14 protein-coding genes are annotated in these 17,314 nt (G+C 47.7%); 12 read left to right on the top strand and 2 right to left on the bottom strand.

Annotated features, from left to right (window positions below):
• The first annotated feature begins 17 nt into the window (after window positions 1-17).
• The 10 genes from FSB84_RS30200 to FSB84_RS30155 all read left to right on the top strand — a co-directional run bounded on the left by FSB84_RS30200 (window position 18) and on the right by FSB84_RS30155 (window position 10,687).
• Window positions 18-938, top strand: coding sequence for an ABC transporter ATP-binding protein (locus FSB84_RS30200; RefSeq protein ID WP_130543645.1), 921 nt, complete (start codon window positions 18-20; stop codon window positions 936-938).
• A gap of 31 nt (window positions 939-969) precedes the next feature.
• Complete coding sequence (locus FSB84_RS30195; protein WP_130543646.1) at window positions 970-3,270, top strand: Gldg family protein; 2,301 nt, start codon at window positions 970-972, stop codon at window positions 3,268-3,270.
• A 15-nt stretch (window positions 3,271-3,285) separates the two neighbouring features.
• Window positions 3,286-4,635, top strand: coding sequence for a MutS-related protein (locus FSB84_RS30190; protein ID WP_130543647.1), 1,350 nt, complete (start codon window positions 3,286-3,288; stop codon window positions 4,633-4,635).
• Window positions 4,632-5,993 (top strand): MutS-related protein, encoded by a 1,362-nt coding sequence (locus FSB84_RS30185; RefSeq protein WP_130543648.1) that lies wholly within the window; start codon window positions 4,632-4,634, stop codon window positions 5,991-5,993. The genes FSB84_RS30190 and FSB84_RS30185 overlap by 4 nt, the downstream gene beginning before the upstream one ends.
• A 96-nt stretch (window positions 5,994-6,089) precedes the next feature.
• On the top strand, window positions 6,090-6,674 hold the full coding sequence (locus tag FSB84_RS30180; protein ID WP_130543649.1) for a Crp/Fnr family transcriptional regulator: 585 nt from the start codon (window positions 6,090-6,092) through the stop codon (window positions 6,672-6,674).
• A 256-nt stretch (window positions 6,675-6,930) separates the two neighbouring features.
• A complete protein-coding gene (locus FSB84_RS30175; protein ID WP_130543650.1) occupies window positions 6,931-7,434 on the top strand; it encodes a DinB family protein in 504 nt (167 codons plus the stop codon).
• A 43-nt stretch (window positions 7,435-7,477) separates the two neighbouring features.
• On the top strand, window positions 7,478-8,278 hold the full coding sequence (locus tag FSB84_RS30170; RefSeq protein WP_130543651.1) for an alpha/beta hydrolase: 801 nt from the start codon (window positions 7,478-7,480) through the stop codon (window positions 8,276-8,278).
• 149 nt (window positions 8,279-8,427) lie between these two features.
• Window positions 8,428-9,411 (top strand): alpha/beta hydrolase, encoded by a 984-nt coding sequence (locus tag FSB84_RS30165; protein WP_130543652.1) that lies wholly within the window; start codon window positions 8,428-8,430, stop codon window positions 9,409-9,411.
• A 122-nt stretch (window positions 9,412-9,533) separates the two neighbouring features.
• Entirely contained in the window at window positions 9,534-10,001 is a 468-nt protein-coding gene (locus tag FSB84_RS30160; RefSeq protein WP_207234330.1) for a VOC family protein, read from the top strand.
• Window positions 10,002-10,114: 113 nt separating this feature from the next.
• Entirely contained in the window at window positions 10,115-10,687 is a 573-nt protein-coding gene (locus tag FSB84_RS30155; RefSeq protein ID WP_158644185.1) for a DUF4240 domain-containing protein, read from the top strand.
• Window positions 10,688-10,693: 6 nt separating this feature from the next.
• Here the strand turns inward: FSB84_RS30155 and FSB84_RS30150 are convergent, their stop codons facing one another.
• Entirely contained in the window at window positions 10,694-11,698 is a 1,005-nt protein-coding gene (locus FSB84_RS30150) for an AraC family transcriptional regulator (RefSeq protein WP_130543654.1), read from the bottom strand.
• 133 nt (window positions 11,699-11,831) lie between these two features.
• Between FSB84_RS30150 and FSB84_RS30145 the strand changes: the two genes are divergently transcribed.
• On the top strand, window positions 11,832-12,215 hold the full coding sequence (locus FSB84_RS30145; RefSeq protein WP_130543655.1) for a hypothetical protein: 384 nt from the start codon (window positions 11,832-11,834) through the stop codon (window positions 12,213-12,215).
• 15 nt (window positions 12,216-12,230) lie between these two features.
• Here the strand turns inward: FSB84_RS30145 and FSB84_RS30140 are convergent, their stop codons facing one another.
• On the bottom strand, window positions 12,231-15,233 hold the full coding sequence (locus FSB84_RS30140) for a triple tyrosine motif-containing protein (protein ID WP_130543656.1): 3,003 nt from the start codon (window positions 15,231-15,233) through the stop codon (window positions 12,231-12,233).
• A gap of 213 nt (window positions 15,234-15,446) precedes the next feature.
• On the opposite strand from FSB84_RS30140, the gene FSB84_RS30135 reads away from it, so the two are divergent.
• A complete protein-coding gene (locus tag FSB84_RS30135; RefSeq protein ID WP_130543657.1) occupies window positions 15,447-17,204 on the top strand; it encodes a cellulase family glycosylhydrolase in 1,758 nt (585 codons plus the stop codon).
• Window positions 17,205-17,314 lie beyond the last annotated feature (110 nt).

Below are 17,314 nucleotides of genomic sequence, written 5' to 3'. Positions count from 1 at the left end.
AAGGAAGAAAGGATATTATGAATGGTCCCATTGTGAAAATTGAGAAATTGTCGCACCGCTACACGGTTCAGTGGGCGATCCGCGACATAGATTTCGAGATCCCGAAGAATGGTATTTATGGATTGCTGGGCTCCAATGGGGCCGGTAAATCCACTACCATGAATATCATGTGCGGCGTGCTGAAACAAACCGAAGGCGATGTTTTCATAAAGGGCATCAGTATGCGCAATAATCCGGTGGCGGCCAAACGTCATATCGGATTCCTGCCGCAGAAGCCGCCACTGAATGCGGACCTGACTGTGGAAGAGTTCCTCCGATACAGCGGCAGGCTACGATTCATTCCCGCGCGTGAGCTGAACAAAGCGGTGGATTCCGTGCTGGATCGCTGCGCCATCGCGCATTTCAGGAGAAGACTGATCGGTAATCTTTCCGGGGGCTACCAGCAGCGTGTGGGCATTGCACAGGCCATCATCCATAATCCTGATTTTGTGGTGCTGGATGAACCTACCAATGGACTCGATCCCAATCAGATTATCGAGATCAGGAAACTGGTAAAGGAGATTGCTGAAGACAGGACCGTTATCCTGAGCACGCATATCCTTTCCGAAGTGCAGGCTACCTGCGATTATATCCGGATGATTGAACAGGGGAGGATGGTGTTTGCAGGAACGGTTGAGGACTTCGACAATTACATCGTTCCCAATACCCTCATTGTTTCTCTGACTGCCATGCCTTCTGTGGAAGAGCTTGGCAATATCCCCGGAGTGGCCGGCGTGGAATCATTGGGCGGACCAAAGTACAGGCTGAAGTTTTCCGATGGGCAGGATGTAAAGGAAAGGATAGTGGAAACCAGTGTGGCAAAGGGCTGGAGGCTTACTGAAATATTTGCCGAGAAAAGCTCACTGGATGCCATTTTCGCTGAGCTGAGCAAGAAATAGATTCTAAACCGGAAAGTAGAAAAAAGAAAAAATGAAAACTGTTTTCAATATTGCGCGTGCCGAATTGCAGACCCTGTTTTTCTCACCAGTGGCCTGGCTGATCCTCATCATATTTACTTTTCAGTGCAGCATGGGCTATTCTTCCAGCCTGGAAAGCTGGCAGAAATACCTGGCGCAGGGATATAAATCCAGCGGCGTATCCATGGACCTGTTTGCGAACCAGATCTCAGGATTGCTGTTCAGTGTGCTCAATTATCTTTATCTCTATATCCCGCTGCTCACCATGGGTTTGATGAGCCGTGAGTTTCAAAGCGGCTCTGTAAAATTGTTGTATTCATCTCCCATCAATAATGCACAGATCGTGCTCGGCAAATTTCTGTCCATGATGGTATATGGTCTGCTGCTGATCAGCATTGTGATGGTGTATGTATTGTACAGTTGGGCAGTGGTGAAGGATTTCGAGATCAAGGCCATCCTGGTGGGTGTACTCGGATTGTATATGGTGGTGCTGGCCTATGCTGCTATCGGCCTGTTCATGAGCAGCCTTACATCATACCAGGTAGTGGCTGCCATTGGCACCCTTGCCGTACTGGCCGTGCTTAACTATATAGGCGGTCTCTGGCAGGATGTGGAATTTGTACGGGAGATCACCTACTGGCTTACGATCGGAGGCCGGGCTGGTTGGTTCCTCATTGGAATGTTCACGAGCGAGGACTTTTTTTATTTCCTCATTGTGATGGCGCTTTTCCTTGGCCTGAGTATCATCCGTCTTAATGCAGTTCGCCAGAAGAGCCGCTGGACGGCCTCTGCGGGAAAGTATGTTCTCGTGATCTGTTCAGCATTGATGCTGGGCTATGCCAGCTCACGCCCAATGCTGATGTTCTTTCACGATGCCACATCCACCAAATTCAATACGCTTACACCCAATAGCCAGGAAGTGATCAAAAAGCTGAAAGGGCCACTTACCATCACTACCTATGTGAATATCCTGGACGATCAGAATCTTTATATCGCTTACCCCAAAGCGGTACTGGCTGATATGTACCGTTTCAGGCAGTACGTGCGCTTCAAGCCCGAAACCAAACTGGAATATGTTTACTACTATGATTCCGTGAATAATCCCGGCCTGGAAAAGAGATATCCGAAGATGACCAATAAGGAAAGGATGAAGAAGATACTGGAGCATTATGAGATGAAAGAAAAATCGGTGATCGGGCCGGAAGAGGTCCGCAGGCAGATCGATCTGTCCGGCGAAGGAAGAACTTTTGTACGATCCATCAAACGTGGCAGCGGAGAACAAACATTCCTCCGCATCTTCGATGACCAGATGGTATTCCCGGGAGAATCCGAGATAACGGCCGCGCTTAAACGCCTGACTATGGAGAAGCTGCCGAAAGCAGGTTTCCTCCGGGGACATGGCGAAAGGGACAATAACAATGAGGGCGACCGGAACTATAATCGCTTTGCACAGGATAAGCCTTTCCGTTACTCTCTCCTCAACCAGGGATTTGATGTGGCGGATGTGGTGCTCAACAAGGAAGTGCCGGCCGATATCAATATCCTGGTGATCGCAGATATGAGAGTGGGCCTCAACCCAACAGAAAAACAATTCCTGGACCAGTATATCGCAAGAGGCGGTAACCTGCTGATTGCAGGTGAAACCAGGAGGCAGGAAGCCATGGCCGAACTGGTGGCTCCTTTTGGAGTAAAGTTTGTTCCAGGGCAATTGGTGGTGCAGAGCAAAACCCAGTTGCCGGACTTCATCATGTCTAAGCCCACTGCCGATTCAAAGGACCTGATCTATGTACTCGGGCAAATGCACAGAAGGAAGTTGGTGGTCACCATGCCCGGGGCCGTTGGTCTGGAGTATACTACAGACAAGGGTTTCGACGTGGCCCCGCTGCTGATGTCCGATTCTTCGGCCTGGAATGAAGTGGAAAGTACCAATTTCATAGATGATACCGTGAAGTTGAATCCTGCTGTGGGAGAGGTACAGAAGGCATATCCCACTGCCATTGCACTGAGCAGGAAAGCAGGCAACAAGGTTCAGAAGATCATTATCCTGGGCGATGCAGACTGTATCAGCAATGGAGAGATCAGCATCAGCAGGCAGAATATCCCTGCCGCCAATTTCTCACTGATCACCGGCGCATTCTTCTGGATGTCGGATAATCAGATGCCCATCGACGTTAGAAGGCCTGAATCAACGGATGATGCTGTAAGTCTCACCAAAGACAGTATGGCTACCACCAAAATAGCTCTCGTTTGGGTATTACCCGGCCTGATGGTGATCACAGCGCTGGTGGGATGGATACGCAGAAGAAGCAGATAAACGAAAACGGAACACATGAGCTTTATCATAGACAAACAAACGCTGGACGATCTGAATATTTTCGGCAAGCAGCGCAGCTCTATCTACAATATCTTCAACAATACCCATACCCGCGGAGGCGCTTTGTTGCTGGAAGATATGTTCAACTATCCGCTGGCCGATGCTTTTCGCATCAGGCAGCGAACATCCATCATCCGTTTCTTCCGGGAGCTGGACAGGTCTTTCCCATTCAGCAATGAAAGTTTCGATATCATCGAACATTACCTGGAGAATACCGATGAAAGGTCCAAACTGACGATGGAGGAAGATAACCTGCAGCGCAAACTGAAGAATATCGTTGGCGCCGATACGGAATTTGAAGCGCTGCATAAAGCTGTGCTGGCAGTGATGGATATGTGCAACCGCCTGCAGGATTTTCTGAATGGCATCACCGGTCCCATTGCTGAGGCCTGGCAACCGGAAGTGACCGCCATGCAACAATTGCTGAAGGAACCGCTATTGCAATTCATGAGGGAAGAAAAGAAAAGTAAAAAACTGAACTACGCGAAAGTGGCGGAATACGACAGGTTGCTGCGTTTCGTATCCCGGGAAAAAATAAAGAAGTTGCTGTATCATGTGTACAGTATGGATGTGTACATGTCGGTTGCCAACGTGTCGAAGCTCAGGGGATTTGCCTTTGCTGAAACACTGGATGGAAGAGAGAATATGATTGAGATCGAAGGCATGTATCATCCCGGTTTGTCCAATCCCGTTAGTAACCAGCTCAGGATCGATCGCAGCAGGAACCTGATCTTTCTCACGGGAGCCAATATGGCCGGCAAGAGCACTTTCATGAAAACTCTTGGTATCACTATCTTTCTGGCGCATATGGGATTTCCTGTGCCGGCTAGGCAGATGAAGTTTTCCGTGCAGCAGGGATTGTTCACCACCATTAACCTCTCAGATAACCTGAATATGGGTTACAGCCATTTCTATGCTGAAGTGTTGCGTTTGAAGAAAGTGGCTGAACAGGCAGGCAAAACAGAAAGGCTGGTGATCATTTTTGATGAGTTGTTCCGTGGCACCAATGTGAAAGACGCTTTCGATGCAACAGTAACAGTGGCGGATGCCTTTGCAGAGAAAAGGGATTGCACTTTCATTCTCTCCACCCATATTATCGAGGCAGGAGAGGTGCTGAAGGAAAAATGCGACAATATCAATTTTGTGTATTTCCCAACCATTATGAAGGAACAAATGCCGGAATACACTTACAGGCTCACCCAGGGCATCACCAATGACCGTCATGGCATGATGATCATTGGCAACGAAAATATTATCGGCATCCTTAAAAGCAGGAAGCAAAATGCTAAAACCGGTGTGATATGAGTTTTACTGTAGACAAGCAAACACTGGATGATCTCAACGTATTGGGAAAGTACAAGGGTAATTCCATTTATAATCTTTTCGACCGCACTCAAACCAGAGGTGGTGCGCAGGTGCTGGAAAATCTTTTTCAGCATCCTCTTACCGATGCGGATGCTATCAACCAGCGTACAGCAATATTGAAATTCTTTCAGCAGGGGCGGTTCACCTTTCCAGTGCAGAAGGAACTATGTGAAGAGGTGGAGCAATACCTCAGTATGGCTGGTGCTATCAGTTTGGCCGGGGCCGCTATGAATATGTTGCGAAGCAAGGCCATGCGGATTATTGCATCGGACAAGGAACATGAGCTGATCACCCGGGGGATACTGAGCACAGTAAAGCTGATCCGGGAAACTGACCGGTTCATGCAACAGGTAGCCGTATGCGGCGATGCATCTTTCTACCAGAAAACGATCGATGAGATCAAACGCATCTGCAATACACCAGGCATAAATCAGGCGCTGGCCGGGGTAGATAATGCTATTAAAGGATTTGGTCAACAGGTGAAAATGGATCACCAATTGCGCCATTCCAGCCGCCAGGACCTTGAAAAACTATTGAGCATACTCTATGAGGCGGATGCCTTTATTTCCGTAACCAGCGTAGCGGAAGAAAGGAAATTCGGATATGCGCTGGCCCTTCCTTTCAAAGAAGGTGAGAACAGGATAGCCATGGAAAATCTGTTTCATCCCCAGGTACCCGGCGCAGTGCCTAATAGTGTGGGCATGAACGTTATACGCAACCTGGTGTTCCTTACTGGGGCCAATATGGCGGGTAAGTCTACCTTCATGAAATCCTTTGGAGTGGCTCTCTACCTGGCCCATATGGGCTTTCCCGTGGCGGCAGAAGCAATGGAGTTCTCTATTCAGGATGGCATTTACACTTCCATCAATGTGCCCGATAATCTGAATGAGGGCTACAGTCATTTCTATGCAGAAGTGCTGCGTGTGAAAAGAGTGGCTGAAGAAGTGAGCAGGGGCAGGAACCTGGTGATCATTTTCGATGAGCTGTTCAAAGGGACCAATGTGAAAGATGCCTATGACGCCACCGTGGCCGTTACGGAAGCATTTGGCGAAAACCGGAACTGTACCTTCATTGTGAGCACCCATATTGTGGAAGCCGGTGAAACCCTGCGCCACCGGAGCTCCAATATGCAGTTCCTTTTCTTTCCCACTATCATGGAAAAACAGGTACCCCGTTACACTTATCAACTGCAGGAAGGGATCTCTGCCGACCGCCATGGCATGATGATCATTGCCAATGAGGGGATAGTGGATATTATTAAAGCTAAAAAAGTATCGCCCGAGGGCATTTTCGGTTAGCCATACTGTTACCTTTTCATTTCAGCTACTGGTTCGATGGAATAATTTCCGTAAATTGGTTTTCCATTTTTACAAGATTGTCTTTATCGAACCTTTATGCACCAGGTCCTTCGTGATTATATCAACAAACATCTCAATTGTCCGCTGACAGACGAAGAATTTGAGCCCATCGAGGCTGTATTTGCCTTCAAAAAATACAGGAAAAAGCAATACCTGCTTCAGGAAGGCGATGTGTGCAAATATCTTTCCTTTATTCTCAAAGGCGCGATGCGCCAATATACGGTAGACCAGAAGGGCAATGAACATATCCTCCGCTTCGGGATCGAAGGCTGGTGGATGATGGACAGGGAGAGCTTTGAGCTTGAAACTCCCTCCATGTACAATATCGAAGCCTGGGAAGATGTAGAGCTGCTGCAGCTCCGGCGCGATCATGCGGTTACGCTGTACGAGAGCTCAGCGGCCTTCCGGAAAATGACCCAGGAACTGGACAAACGCGGCCAGATAGCCAACCAGAAAAGGATTCATGGCGCCATCAGTCTCACTGCCGAAGAGCGTTACCTAGAACTGCTCAAATCCCATCCCATATTCTTCCAACGATTTCCTCAAAATATGATAGCATCTTACCTGGGCATTTCTCCCGAAACGCTTAGCCGGATCCGTAAAAATGCCTTGTCGAAGTAATCCTCCCTCTTGCAGAACGGGTTCTATCCCGGACTACAACTGATACCTTTAATTGCTTGTAGATCCAGTGTGGATGTGTGTTTTCGCATTGTCTGATGTTTGCCTGCCGGCATGCAGTGTACCCTTGTTCCCTAGAATGTCAAGCGGGAAGGTTGACCTTTGTCAAGCCGCTTTCTTGTGGTTTATCATTGGAGAAGGGCCCCCTGTAATCGCATCTTTGTGTAGTCAATCGGTGATAACGATAAAACGAAAAAAGATGAAACAGACACCCAACAATACAGATGAAGCGGCCCTCCTGGTAATTACCGTGTTGCATAACTGGAACCTCCAGAACCAACGCCTGGAATCGCTGCTGGAGCAACTAAGTGATGAAGACCTGGCCCGTGAGACCGCTCCGGGGAGGAATACCGGAAACTGGTTGCTGGGTCATCTCACAGCGGTAAGCGATGGATTGCTGCCCCTGCTCGGTCTGAGAGATAAACTCTACCCCTGGCTGCAACACATCTTTATCGATAATTCCGATAAGTCAGGACTGAAGTTTCCGCCCACATCAGACCTGAGAGAGTTCAGGAAAAAAGTGAACGAAACACTGACGGATTATTTCAATGTGATGCAGCCGCAGGACTGGCTGAGCCGCCACCAGGCAGTTTGTGAAGAAGATTTCCTGCATGAGCCGCACCGCAACAAGATCGGGATGCTCATCAACCGTACGGCTCACCTGGCTTATCATCTCGGACAACTGATCTACCTGAAAAAATAAACAAACATCAACCTGAATACAAACACATAAAATCAACCAGATCATGGAAACGTTAACCAACACCAAATCAAAACACATCATGTTCGTAACCGGAGCCTTTGTTACCCATCTCGGATGGAAACCATGGCAGGAATATTTTGAAAGCAGAGGCTTCAAAACCGTAGCACCTGCCTGGCCTTTCAAAGACGGTACTCCTGATGAACTTCGAAAAAGACAACCCAACGATACAGACCTTGGCCTTCTCACCCTGGATGAAGTGATCAATCACTACGCCAACGTTGCCAAAAGCCTTCCTGAAAAACCTATCGCCATCGGTCACTCGCTCGGTGGTCTGATCACACAGATCCTCGTGAACCGTGGTATCGTAGCTGCCGCAGCAGTACTGCACCCTGTGCCTCCTTTAGGTGTTTTCCCATACGAGTTCTCTTTCCTGAAAGCCGGATGGAAATCTTTAGGCCTCTTTACTTCTACCAAAAAGACCTACCTCATGAGCCTCAAAGACTGGCAGTATGCATTCGTGAACGGAATGACACTTGAGGAACAGAAAAAAGCCTGGGAAGAAAATACCATTCCCGAATCCAAGACTGTTGCCCGTGGCGGTTTATCAAAAGCTGCAAAAGTGGACTTCAAGAAACCTCACCCACCATTACTGATCATTGCCGGCAGCAAGGACCATATCATTCCTGCTCACCTGAACCGCAGGAACTACAAGGCGTACAAAAAAGACAATGGTTCTGTACTGGACTACAAAGAATTTGAAGGCATCAATCACTTCGTGGTAGGACTGCCCAGCTGGAGAATGCAGGCAGGCTATATCTTCGACTGGCTCCAACAGCACGCATAACATACCTATAACAGGCGGCACGATTTTTTAAAGGCTCTCACAAGTGCCGCCTTCCTTTTTCCCTCAATTTTCGATCACAGAAAATAATGAACAGATTTGTTCACAGGCATCGTATTCATTTTACTTAACCAATTTCAAAATACTTTTTTATGTCAATCAATACTTTTCAACCCGCAGATGCAGCAACTGATCCTGCTATTGAAAAAAATGTAAGGAATTTTCTGAAAGCCCTCAACAGTGGCGGCGGTAAACCGATGGAAGAAATGCAACCCGGAGAAGCGCGCAAAGTGCTGGAAGGGGCACAGGCTTCAGTAGAAGTGGATTATTCAGGCGTTGATATCACAGAAAGGATCATCACACAGGATGGTCTGGATGTAAAGATCTTTATTGTTCGTCCGGCTGGTATACAGGGTAAACTGCCAGCTTTCATCTTCACGCACGGTGGCGGTTGGGTGCTGGGCGATTTTCCCACACATAAACGTTTTGTAAGAGACCTGGTAGTGTATTCCGGCGTAGCCGCTGTGTTTGTTGAGTACAGCCGTTCTCCCGAAGCAAAATATCCTACTGCCCTCAATGAGATCTATGCAGCGCTTAAATGGACAGCTGCCAATGGCGACGAGATCGATATAGATGGAAGCAGACTGGCAGTGGCTGGGAACAGCGCTGGCGGAAATATGACTGCAGCCATTGCCCTGATGGCCAAGAACAAAAAAGGACCTGATCTGAAATTGCAGCTATTGTTCTGGCCTGTAACTGACGCCAACTTCGATACAGTTTCTTATCATCAGTTTGCTGAAGACAGGTTCCTGACCCGTAATATGATGAAATGGTTCTGGGATGCCTATACACCGGTAGAGAACAGGAAAGAGATCTATGCATCACCGTTACAGGCCAGCCTGGAACAATTGAAAGGACTGCCTCCCACCATTGTGCAGACAGCCGAAAACGATGTGCTCCGCGATGAAGGCGAAGCATACGCAAGAAAACTGGATGAAGCAGGTGTGCCCACCACATTGCTGAGGGTACAGGGACAGATCCATGATTACGGCCTTCTCAATCCCCTGGCGCAGGTGCCTTCAGTGCAGGCAGCGCTTCGTCAGGCAGCCACCGAGCTCAGAAATGCGTTACGATAATAGTTGAAAAACCCAATTGATACTTCCACTGCCGGCAATTATTGCCGGCAGTTTTTTTGTCCGTTTTTTACAATCCTGCGGATGGAGGAATGTTGAATTTTACATTATCAAAAAATAGGAATATGAAAAAGATAATCAGCATCCTGCTCATCTTATTTGTTTCTTCAGATATGATGGCGCAAACAGCTCCCTCCAAACAACCCGAAATGAAAATGAATGCCGGGATCGTTACCAAAAAGCTGGCAGAAAGCAAGGCTTTCTACATCAAAACACTGGGCTTTGAACTGGTTTTTGAGAATGATTTCTATCTGTTGCTCAATTCGCCGGGAGGGCAGGCCGGCCTTAGTTTTCTGCTGCCCAATCACCCTTCCCAACAACCGCTTTTCCATAAACCATTCCAGGGACAGGGCATGTACCTCACTATCGAAGTGCCCGATGCAGATAAACTGTACGAAGAGATCAAAAAGAAAGGTGTGAAAATAAAGATCGAACTCCGCGATGAACCCTGGGGCGATCGCCATTTTGCTATCGAAGATCCCAACGGTATCGGTATCGACCTGGTGACTTATAAAGAGCCGGAAAAGAAATAGGAATTGTCAAACCGATATTTCTTTTTTCTCAATATGAGGATCGTATTGCATTGTATCATTTGCCTGGTTATTTTTGCCGGCCCTAACAAATGATACAACTACAATTTGAATTTATGAATCTCGACGCATTGGAAAAGTCAGGACAGATGATGGATGAACAGGTTTACTGGCAGCTCATCCAGGATTCGCTCAGAGAAACAGATGGTCAGGAAGAACAGGAAGAATACCTGGTGAACCGATTGAAAGTGATGTATCCGCAGGATATCATCGGATTTCATCTGCGCACAGGATCATTGATGGTGAGGTCTTATTTGTCCGAGCTCTGGTGCGCTGCTTATATCAACAATGGCGGCTGCTCCGATGATGGTTTTGAATTTTTCAGGTGCTGGCTGATCTCCAGGGGTAAAGAAGCCTTCTTTTCTGTACTGGAAAAACCAGACAGGCTGCTGGAGTTCACCAGCGAAGACCAGGATGAGTACGAATATGAGTTCGAAGGTTTCGGTTATGTATGTGTGTATGCGTTTGAAAGGAAGACCGGGAAATCGATCTTCTCTCATATAGAAGACAGGCTCCGCGATGCTTCCGAGGGATATGCGCCCATCAATTTCAATTGGGAGGAAGATGATCCTGTAAGTATGAAAGCGATCTGTCCTGCATTGTTTGCAGCAAGAATGGAAGCTGTATAAAGATGGTCAGGCCATGAACTCTGAAGGTGTTTTGTTTGTCCAGCGTTTGAAAGCCCTGATAAAAGCGCTTAGCTCGTTGTATCCGAGGATATGCGCTACTTCCTTTACCTGGTATTGTTTGCTGCTTAGGTAATTGATGGCCAGTGTTTTTCTTACTTCCTCCACTATCTCCAGGTATGTGATCCCTTCTTCTTTTAGTTTACGTTGCAGGCTTCTGGTGCTGATATTGAAATTGGCTGCCACGGATTCCTGCGATACCAGCTGGAGATAACTGTTAGTGAGCAGGTAATTGTAGATACGTGTATGCAGGCTGCTGTCTTTTTCCATTCCCTTCATAGCTACACTGATCTGTTGCAGCAGATGCTGCTGAATGGCGTAATTGGCCGTGAGTACAGGTTCTGTGAGATAACGGTTATGCAGTTCGATACTCAGCAGGTCAATGCTCTTCCGTACAGGGCAACGCAGGATCCTTTCATATTCATGCTGATTGCTGAGCGGATAGGGGAGTTGTACGGAAACAGGCGTTATCTTTTGCAATAGCAATCCATCCATTTCATGTACCACGATCACCGAAAGATAATCCGCCATATGCCTGAATGCAAATGGCCAGGTTTCAGCTTTCGTTTTATCGTACAAAAATAGAATAGTGAAATGCGTTTTGCCGCGATCGAGTTTCATATCGAAGATATCTGTGATCAGTGGTGTCATGGCGCCTGCATTCATAAGTGCGTCCTCTACGGTATTGCTGGTTTGTACGATCTGCCCGATGATGCCGAGGGCTGCCAGCTGCATCGATTCACCGAAATGCAGTCCGAATAACGGATCGTTGCTGAGATGCGCGGCATTCTTCCAGAGACTGTTGATGGTGGCGCCATCATAACGGATGGCGGCATCCAGCTGAAGTTCTTTCAGATCGATGCCAGACAGATCGCAGAGCCTTTGCGAATCCACTCCCTTGTACACAGCATAGCCCAGCAGTGCCAGTATGAACCTTCTCTGGAAATTTTCCATTTGTTTATTTTTCTCAAAGATAGCGGGCCTTTCCTCCGTTGCCATCATCCTGGCGGAAAATGGCAGAATACTGGCGGGTAAAGACTCCCGCATGGCGCATACGGCGGAGTAGCTTTGTTGAAAATTAAAACATATGTCACCATTAAAAACAACCCTGTTGGTAAATGCGATCAGTTCCGGAGCAACCGGATTACTCCTGGCCCTCTTTCCGGGAATGGCTGCAGGTATCTTTGGCGTCAGCGATACTGTGTACTTTGTTGAAGCAGGTGTATTCCTGGTTTTGTTTGCCGCGTTTGTATTGTATGTTGCCACCCGCAAACCCATCAGCCTGAGATCTGTAATGCTGGTCACCAGCCTTGATCTGCTCTGGGTGCTGGGCAGTATCGTTGCGGCCTTCCTGCTGGCGGGAACTGTTTCCACCATCGGGATCGTATTGATCATTGCAGTTGCTGCCTGGGTAGCACTGATGGCCTTACTTCAATTCAAAGGAACCTATGCTGCCAAAGCTGGAATATAGGATTGAGTGAACGGATCAGGATGCCTCCTGTTCTGATCCGTTCCTTACTGCAATACCGTTGCCATTTCCATTCCCGTTCATATGTCCATTCCCGTTACTATGCTGATCTGCCGCAATGGCTTCCAGCAAAAAGCTGTTGAGCGATGTTTCTCCGGGGATATTGAGCTTTCTTCGCAGGCGGTAGCGGCTGGTTTCCACGCCTCTCACGGAAATGCCCATCAGTTGTGCGATCTCCTTTGACGTGAGGTTGATATGCAGATAAGCGCACAATTTCAGGTCAGTGGTGGTGAGTGATGGAAAATGTTTCTTCACAGAGTTCAGATAATTGCTGTGCACTTCATCGAAATGCCGGGCAAAATGTTCCCAGTCCTCATCTTTGTTCTCCGCTTCCTCAAGCAATCGCATCACTTTTCTGAAATTGCCGATATTGAGTGGGGGATCATGTTTTGTAATGGCCTGTACCAGTTTCTCCTTGATCTCCGATAATACTTTCCCTCTTTCCACCAGGTGCATTGTAACAGTGGCCAGCTCCCTGTTCTTGAACATCACATCGGATTCCAGTTTTTCATTTTGCACCTGCATCAATTCCTTTTCATTCCTTTCCAGTTCCAGTTGATGCAGTGAGATCAGGTGCTCCTGTTCTTTCTTATGTTTGATCTGCTGGTTGGCGAATTTGCTTTTTTGTCTTTTGTAGAGCAGGTACAGGAAAATCAAGAACAGCACAACATATACTGTCTTCGCGATCCAGGTCTGGTACCATGCAGGCCAGATGATGAAGGAATACTCAACCGGCGCAGATTCATTGCCCAGGTTGTCTCTCGACTTCACAACAAAAGTGTAAGTGCCATGAGACAGGTTCGTATATTCCTTTTCCGGTTTGGGATTCCAGTTGCTCCATTCCTTGTCGAATCCGTTGAGCCGGTAACTGTATTCGATATTGCTCCCCTGATCATAGGATGGGGACGCGAATTCAAACCGGAAATTGTTGTATTTGTTTGGCAGGCAAATGATCTGGTCCTTGCTCTGTTGAGTGGCCGGACCATCCTTTCCGGTGAAATAGCCGCCGAAGATAAGACTATCGTTCTTGCCGATGGTTTTCACTCTCCCGATCGTAACGCTGGGAACAGAAGACAGGCGCAGGTATTTTTTGTAATTGATATGATAGAGCGCTTTCTCTGCCGCAAAGAATACATTTTCTTCATCGTAAGGATAAATGAATTCAAAGCCATTGACGATACTGTGTTTCAGTTCCGGGAAATACACCACGGAGTAAGGCTGCGAATTGGTTGGTTTGTGAAAATCCACAATGGCGGGCACTTTCTGAGATACGAACCAGATATTGCCATAAGCATCTTCGCGGAGGAACTGTATGGGAATGTCTCCAAAGATATCGAAGAGAAGGGCTGATTGCTGGAAGCGGCTGGTGCTGGCATTGAACTCGTACAATCCGTGCTGGGTGGCTACTACAACACGGTTGCGAATGAAGAACACGTAGTTCTCACAATCGGCGGGCAGGCCATCTTTGGCAGAGAGCAATGAGTATTCCAGGGAATCGCCCATGAGCCGGATGCGATAGATGCCGCGATAGGGATGCGAGCACCAGATTGTATTATCGCGGTCGATGGTGATGAAGCGCATGGATTCCTGGAGCCCTTTGATATGTTTGGGCTGCGTGAATTCACTGCCGGTCTGCATCATTTTGTAAAGCCCGCTGTAACCACCGATCAGGAGATCTTTGGTATTGCCGGAGGATGCGTATTGCCGGTAGAGCCAGATGCCCTGGTCGCGGATCAGTGGCTGTGTAATATTTTCTTTGATCAGGAACACGCCTTCGTGGTGGCCGAGCAGGAGTTGATCATCGCTTACTGAAAAACTCCATACCTGTCCTTTCGTATTGGGCACCAGGCTGAAACTGCTGCGCGATGCACTGAAATCCGTAGAGCCGTCCAACGTGGTGGCATATACGCCATCGCTGGTACCGATATAGAGTTTATTATGGAATACCTGTGCAGCATAGCTGGTGAGCTGGTCTTTGTTATGCGGGTAGATCTGTTTCACGAAAGTGTTGTAACGGATCAGGTCGATGCCGTTATCGAGCGCCACCCAGATATTCTTTCGTTTGTCTGCGAAAAGCTGCAGTACGTTATTGTTCTGCATGCCCTGCTCCATACTGAAGCGCTGGATGATGCGGCCATTTTGCCGGCTGATGACGAAGCAGCCGTTGGAAGTGGTGCCCACGGCCAGTTCCTGGTCTGAGAGCACGATGGAACAGAAGATCCTGCCGGAATGGAAGATACTGTCGGCTTCAGTTTGCCAGGGGATCAGGTGTCCTTTATCGATGAGGAAGAGGCCATCCTTCAGCGTGGCGATCATCAATTTTCCGTCCGGATGGATATGCAGCGAAGTCACCAGCATTTTTTTCAATGCACTGTCTCCGCAGATCGTTTTCCATTTTCCATTTTCGAACTGGATCAGGCCGGCATTGTAGTCCTGAATATATAATCCTTTATCGGTCTTATACATTTTCCGCCATTCCGCAGGGGCTGCATGCGTTTTGAAGGTATTATTCCTGAGTTCGAACAGCATATTGTTTGTTCTGAACCAGATGGCATTATCGTATTCTTCTATATCCCATACATCAGCCATTTGTTTCATATCAGGCGGCAGCAGCGGTTTGAAAGAATGGTATTGAAGGATACCATTGGCGCCGGGATAGAAATAGCCGAACTCGTCCTGCGCGCCCACATAAATGCGGCCGTCTGCAGTGGCCAGTACAGATCTCAGTCTTGTATTGTTGGGAATGGGATATACTTTCCAGTAATGGCCGTCAAAAGCCAGCAGTCCTTCCGTGTTGGCGAAGTACATGATCCCCCGTTGGTCCGTGGTGGCGTCCCAGTTTTGCCCCCCTCCCTGATATTCCTGTTTGGTATAATTGAGAATATCCGGGAAACCGATGGTGTTTTGGGCAAAGGACCGGCAGGGGATAAGGAGGGCGAGCGCCATAAGCAGTCTACACATGGAGCAATCGTTTGTACTAAAATATACAAAAAATAAATTGAAGTAGTGCCGGTGTAAAAGTGGATTATTGAAAATCAATGCATAATAAAAAGCTGTAGTAATAATGGCGTAGTTGGAAATTCTTATAAGCGTACCGGGACCAGTAATTTGGAGTACAATTGGAGAACCTTATTCCCCCTGTCACTTGAGCCAGATGAAACACACAATCAGCATATGAAGAACTCTTGGTTATTTCTCCGGTTAGTTATTTTAGTCAGCGTTTTTTTCGGATTTGCCTGCTCCTCAAAAGCACAGGGATTTCTGAAAACATCCGGTACGCGTATTCTGGACGATCGCGGAGAAAATGTATTGCTGCGCGGCATCGGCCTTGGCGGATGGATGTTGCAGGAAGGTTATATGCTTCGCATCAATGAAAAAGGACAACAACACAAGATCCGCGAGCGCATCCAAAAACTGGTTGGAGAAGAAAAGACCAATGCCTTTTATGAAGCCTGGCTCAGCAATCATACCACAAGGGAAGACATTGAAGCGATGAAGGCCTGGGGATTCAACAGCGTCCGCCTTCCGATGCATTATGATCTTTACACCCTGCCTGTTGAGAAGGAACCTGTTGCCGGAAAGAATACATGGCTGACCAAAGGATTTGCCATGACGGACAGCCTGCTGCAATGGTGTAAAGACAATCAGCTCTGGCTCATCCTCGACCTGCATGCCGCTCCCGGCGGACAGGGCAACGATCTCAATATTTCAGACCGCGATGATACCAAACCCTCACTATGGGACCTGAAAGCCAACCGCGACAAAACCATCGCCCTCTGGAAAGAGCTGGCAATGCGTTATGTGAATGAACCGATGATCGCCGCCTACGATGTGATCAATGAACCCAACTGGGGATTCGAAGATCCAAACGATAAAAATGGATTACAGGAAAATGGGAATGGTCCACTGAAAGAATTGCTGGTGGATATCACAAAAGCGATCCGCGAAGTTGATACCAATCATATCATAATCATTGAAGGCAATGGCTGGGGAAATAATTACAATGGCATGCTACCACCCTGGGACAAGAACATGGTACTGAGCTTTCACAAATACTGGAATTACAACAATGATGAAGCCATCAAACATATCCTTCAGACAAGAGACCAATACCAGGTGCCTGTATGGCTGGGTGAAACGGGAGAGAATTCCAATGTTTGGTTCACCGAGGCTATCCGTTTGCTGGAACAACACAATATCGGCTGGGCCTGGTGGCCTCTGAAAAAGATCGGTATCAACAATCCGCTGGAGATCCCTTCCAGTGCGGAATACGAGCAATTACTCAATTATTGGAATGGAAAAACCAAACAGCAACCCAATGCTGCAACAGCCTGGAAAGCATTGCAGCAACTGGCTACAGCTGCACGGTTCAATAATAATATCATTCACAGGGATGTGGTGGATGCGATGATCAGGCAACCACATTCCAATGCCACCATTCCTTTTGCAGCGAATATCATCAATGGCCATGCGGAGATATTGGCGGCCGATTATGATATTGGTTCGAATGGTCATGCCTATTTTGATATGGACACTGCCAACTACAGGGTGTCTACCGGAAAGAACAGCGTGGGTAACCGGGGATACACTTACAGGAATGATGGTGTAGATATCGAGAAAGGGAAGAACAATGTTTTTGTCAGTAATACGGAAAAGGGAGAATGGCTGCAGTACACATTGCAGGTGGAGAAGGCCGGGAATTATACTATCCGTTTGCTGGCAGGCTCAGAAAAAAAAGGCGCCAAAGCTTCGCTGTTGCTGAATGGCAATACCGTGGCAAAGTCTTTTCCGGTTTCGATGGCAGGTAAAGCAGGGGAGTGGGTGGAAGTGCACGCGGGCAATATTTACCTGTCAGAAGGTAAGCAACAACTGCGCCTTTACGTGGAGGAAGGCGGCTTCCGCCTCAGCAGTATCAATTTCAGCAGGAACTAGCGGCAGTTTTTAATAGCGTATAGTTCATTTTTGGTGAAGGGCGCACACTTTCAAGGTGCGCCCTTGTTCATTTGTGATTAGGGGCGTAATTTCACTTTCATCATTTTAAA

This window comes from Pseudobacter ginsenosidimutans, from assembly GCF_007970185.1.
Lineage (GTDB): Bacteria > Bacteroidota > Bacteroidia > Chitinophagales > Chitinophagaceae > Pseudobacter > Pseudobacter ginsenosidimutans.
This window is presented reverse-complemented; position numbering and strand designations above follow the sequence as displayed.

Coding starts and splice junctions, on each gene's coding strand:
- FSB84_RS30175 (WP_130543650.1), top strand. CDS start 6,931: ATGAAACAGACACCCAACAATACAGATGAAGCGGCCCTCCTGGTAATT.
- FSB84_RS30165 (WP_130543652.1), top strand. CDS start 8,428: ATGTCAATCAATACTTTTCAACCCGCAGATGCAGCAACTGATCCTGCT.
- FSB84_RS30140 (WP_130543656.1), bottom strand. CDS start 15,233: ATGTGTAGACTGCTTATGGCGCTCGCCCTCCTTATCCCCTGCCGGTCC.
- FSB84_RS30135 (WP_130543657.1), top strand. CDS start 15,447: ATGAAGAACTCTTGGTTATTTCTCCGGTTAGTTATTTTAGTCAGCGTT.
- FSB84_RS30155 (WP_158644185.1), top strand. CDS start 10,115: ATGAATCTCGACGCATTGGAAAAGTCAGGACAGATGATGGATGAACAG.
- FSB84_RS30180 (WP_130543649.1), top strand. CDS start 6,090: ATGCACCAGGTCCTTCGTGATTATATCAACAAACATCTCAATTGTCCG.
- FSB84_RS30185 (WP_130543648.1), top strand. CDS start 4,632: ATGAGTTTTACTGTAGACAAGCAAACACTGGATGATCTCAACGTATTG.
- FSB84_RS30170 (WP_130543651.1), top strand. CDS start 7,478: ATGGAAACGTTAACCAACACCAAATCAAAACACATCATGTTCGTAACC.
- FSB84_RS30160 (WP_207234330.1), top strand. CDS start 9,534: ATGAAAAAGATAATCAGCATCCTGCTCATCTTATTTGTTTCTTCAGAT.
- FSB84_RS30200 (WP_130543645.1), top strand. CDS start 18: ATGAATGGTCCCATTGTGAAAATTGAGAAATTGTCGCACCGCTACACG.
- FSB84_RS30190 (WP_130543647.1), top strand. CDS start 3,286: ATGAGCTTTATCATAGACAAACAAACGCTGGACGATCTGAATATTTTC.
- FSB84_RS30195 (WP_130543646.1), top strand. CDS start 970: ATGAAAACTGTTTTCAATATTGCGCGTGCCGAATTGCAGACCCTGTTT.
- FSB84_RS30150 (WP_130543654.1), bottom strand. CDS start 11,698: ATGGAAAATTTCCAGAGAAGGTTCATACTGGCACTGCTGGGCTATGCT.
- FSB84_RS30145 (WP_130543655.1), top strand. CDS start 11,832: ATGTCACCATTAAAAACAACCCTGTTGGTAAATGCGATCAGTTCCGGA.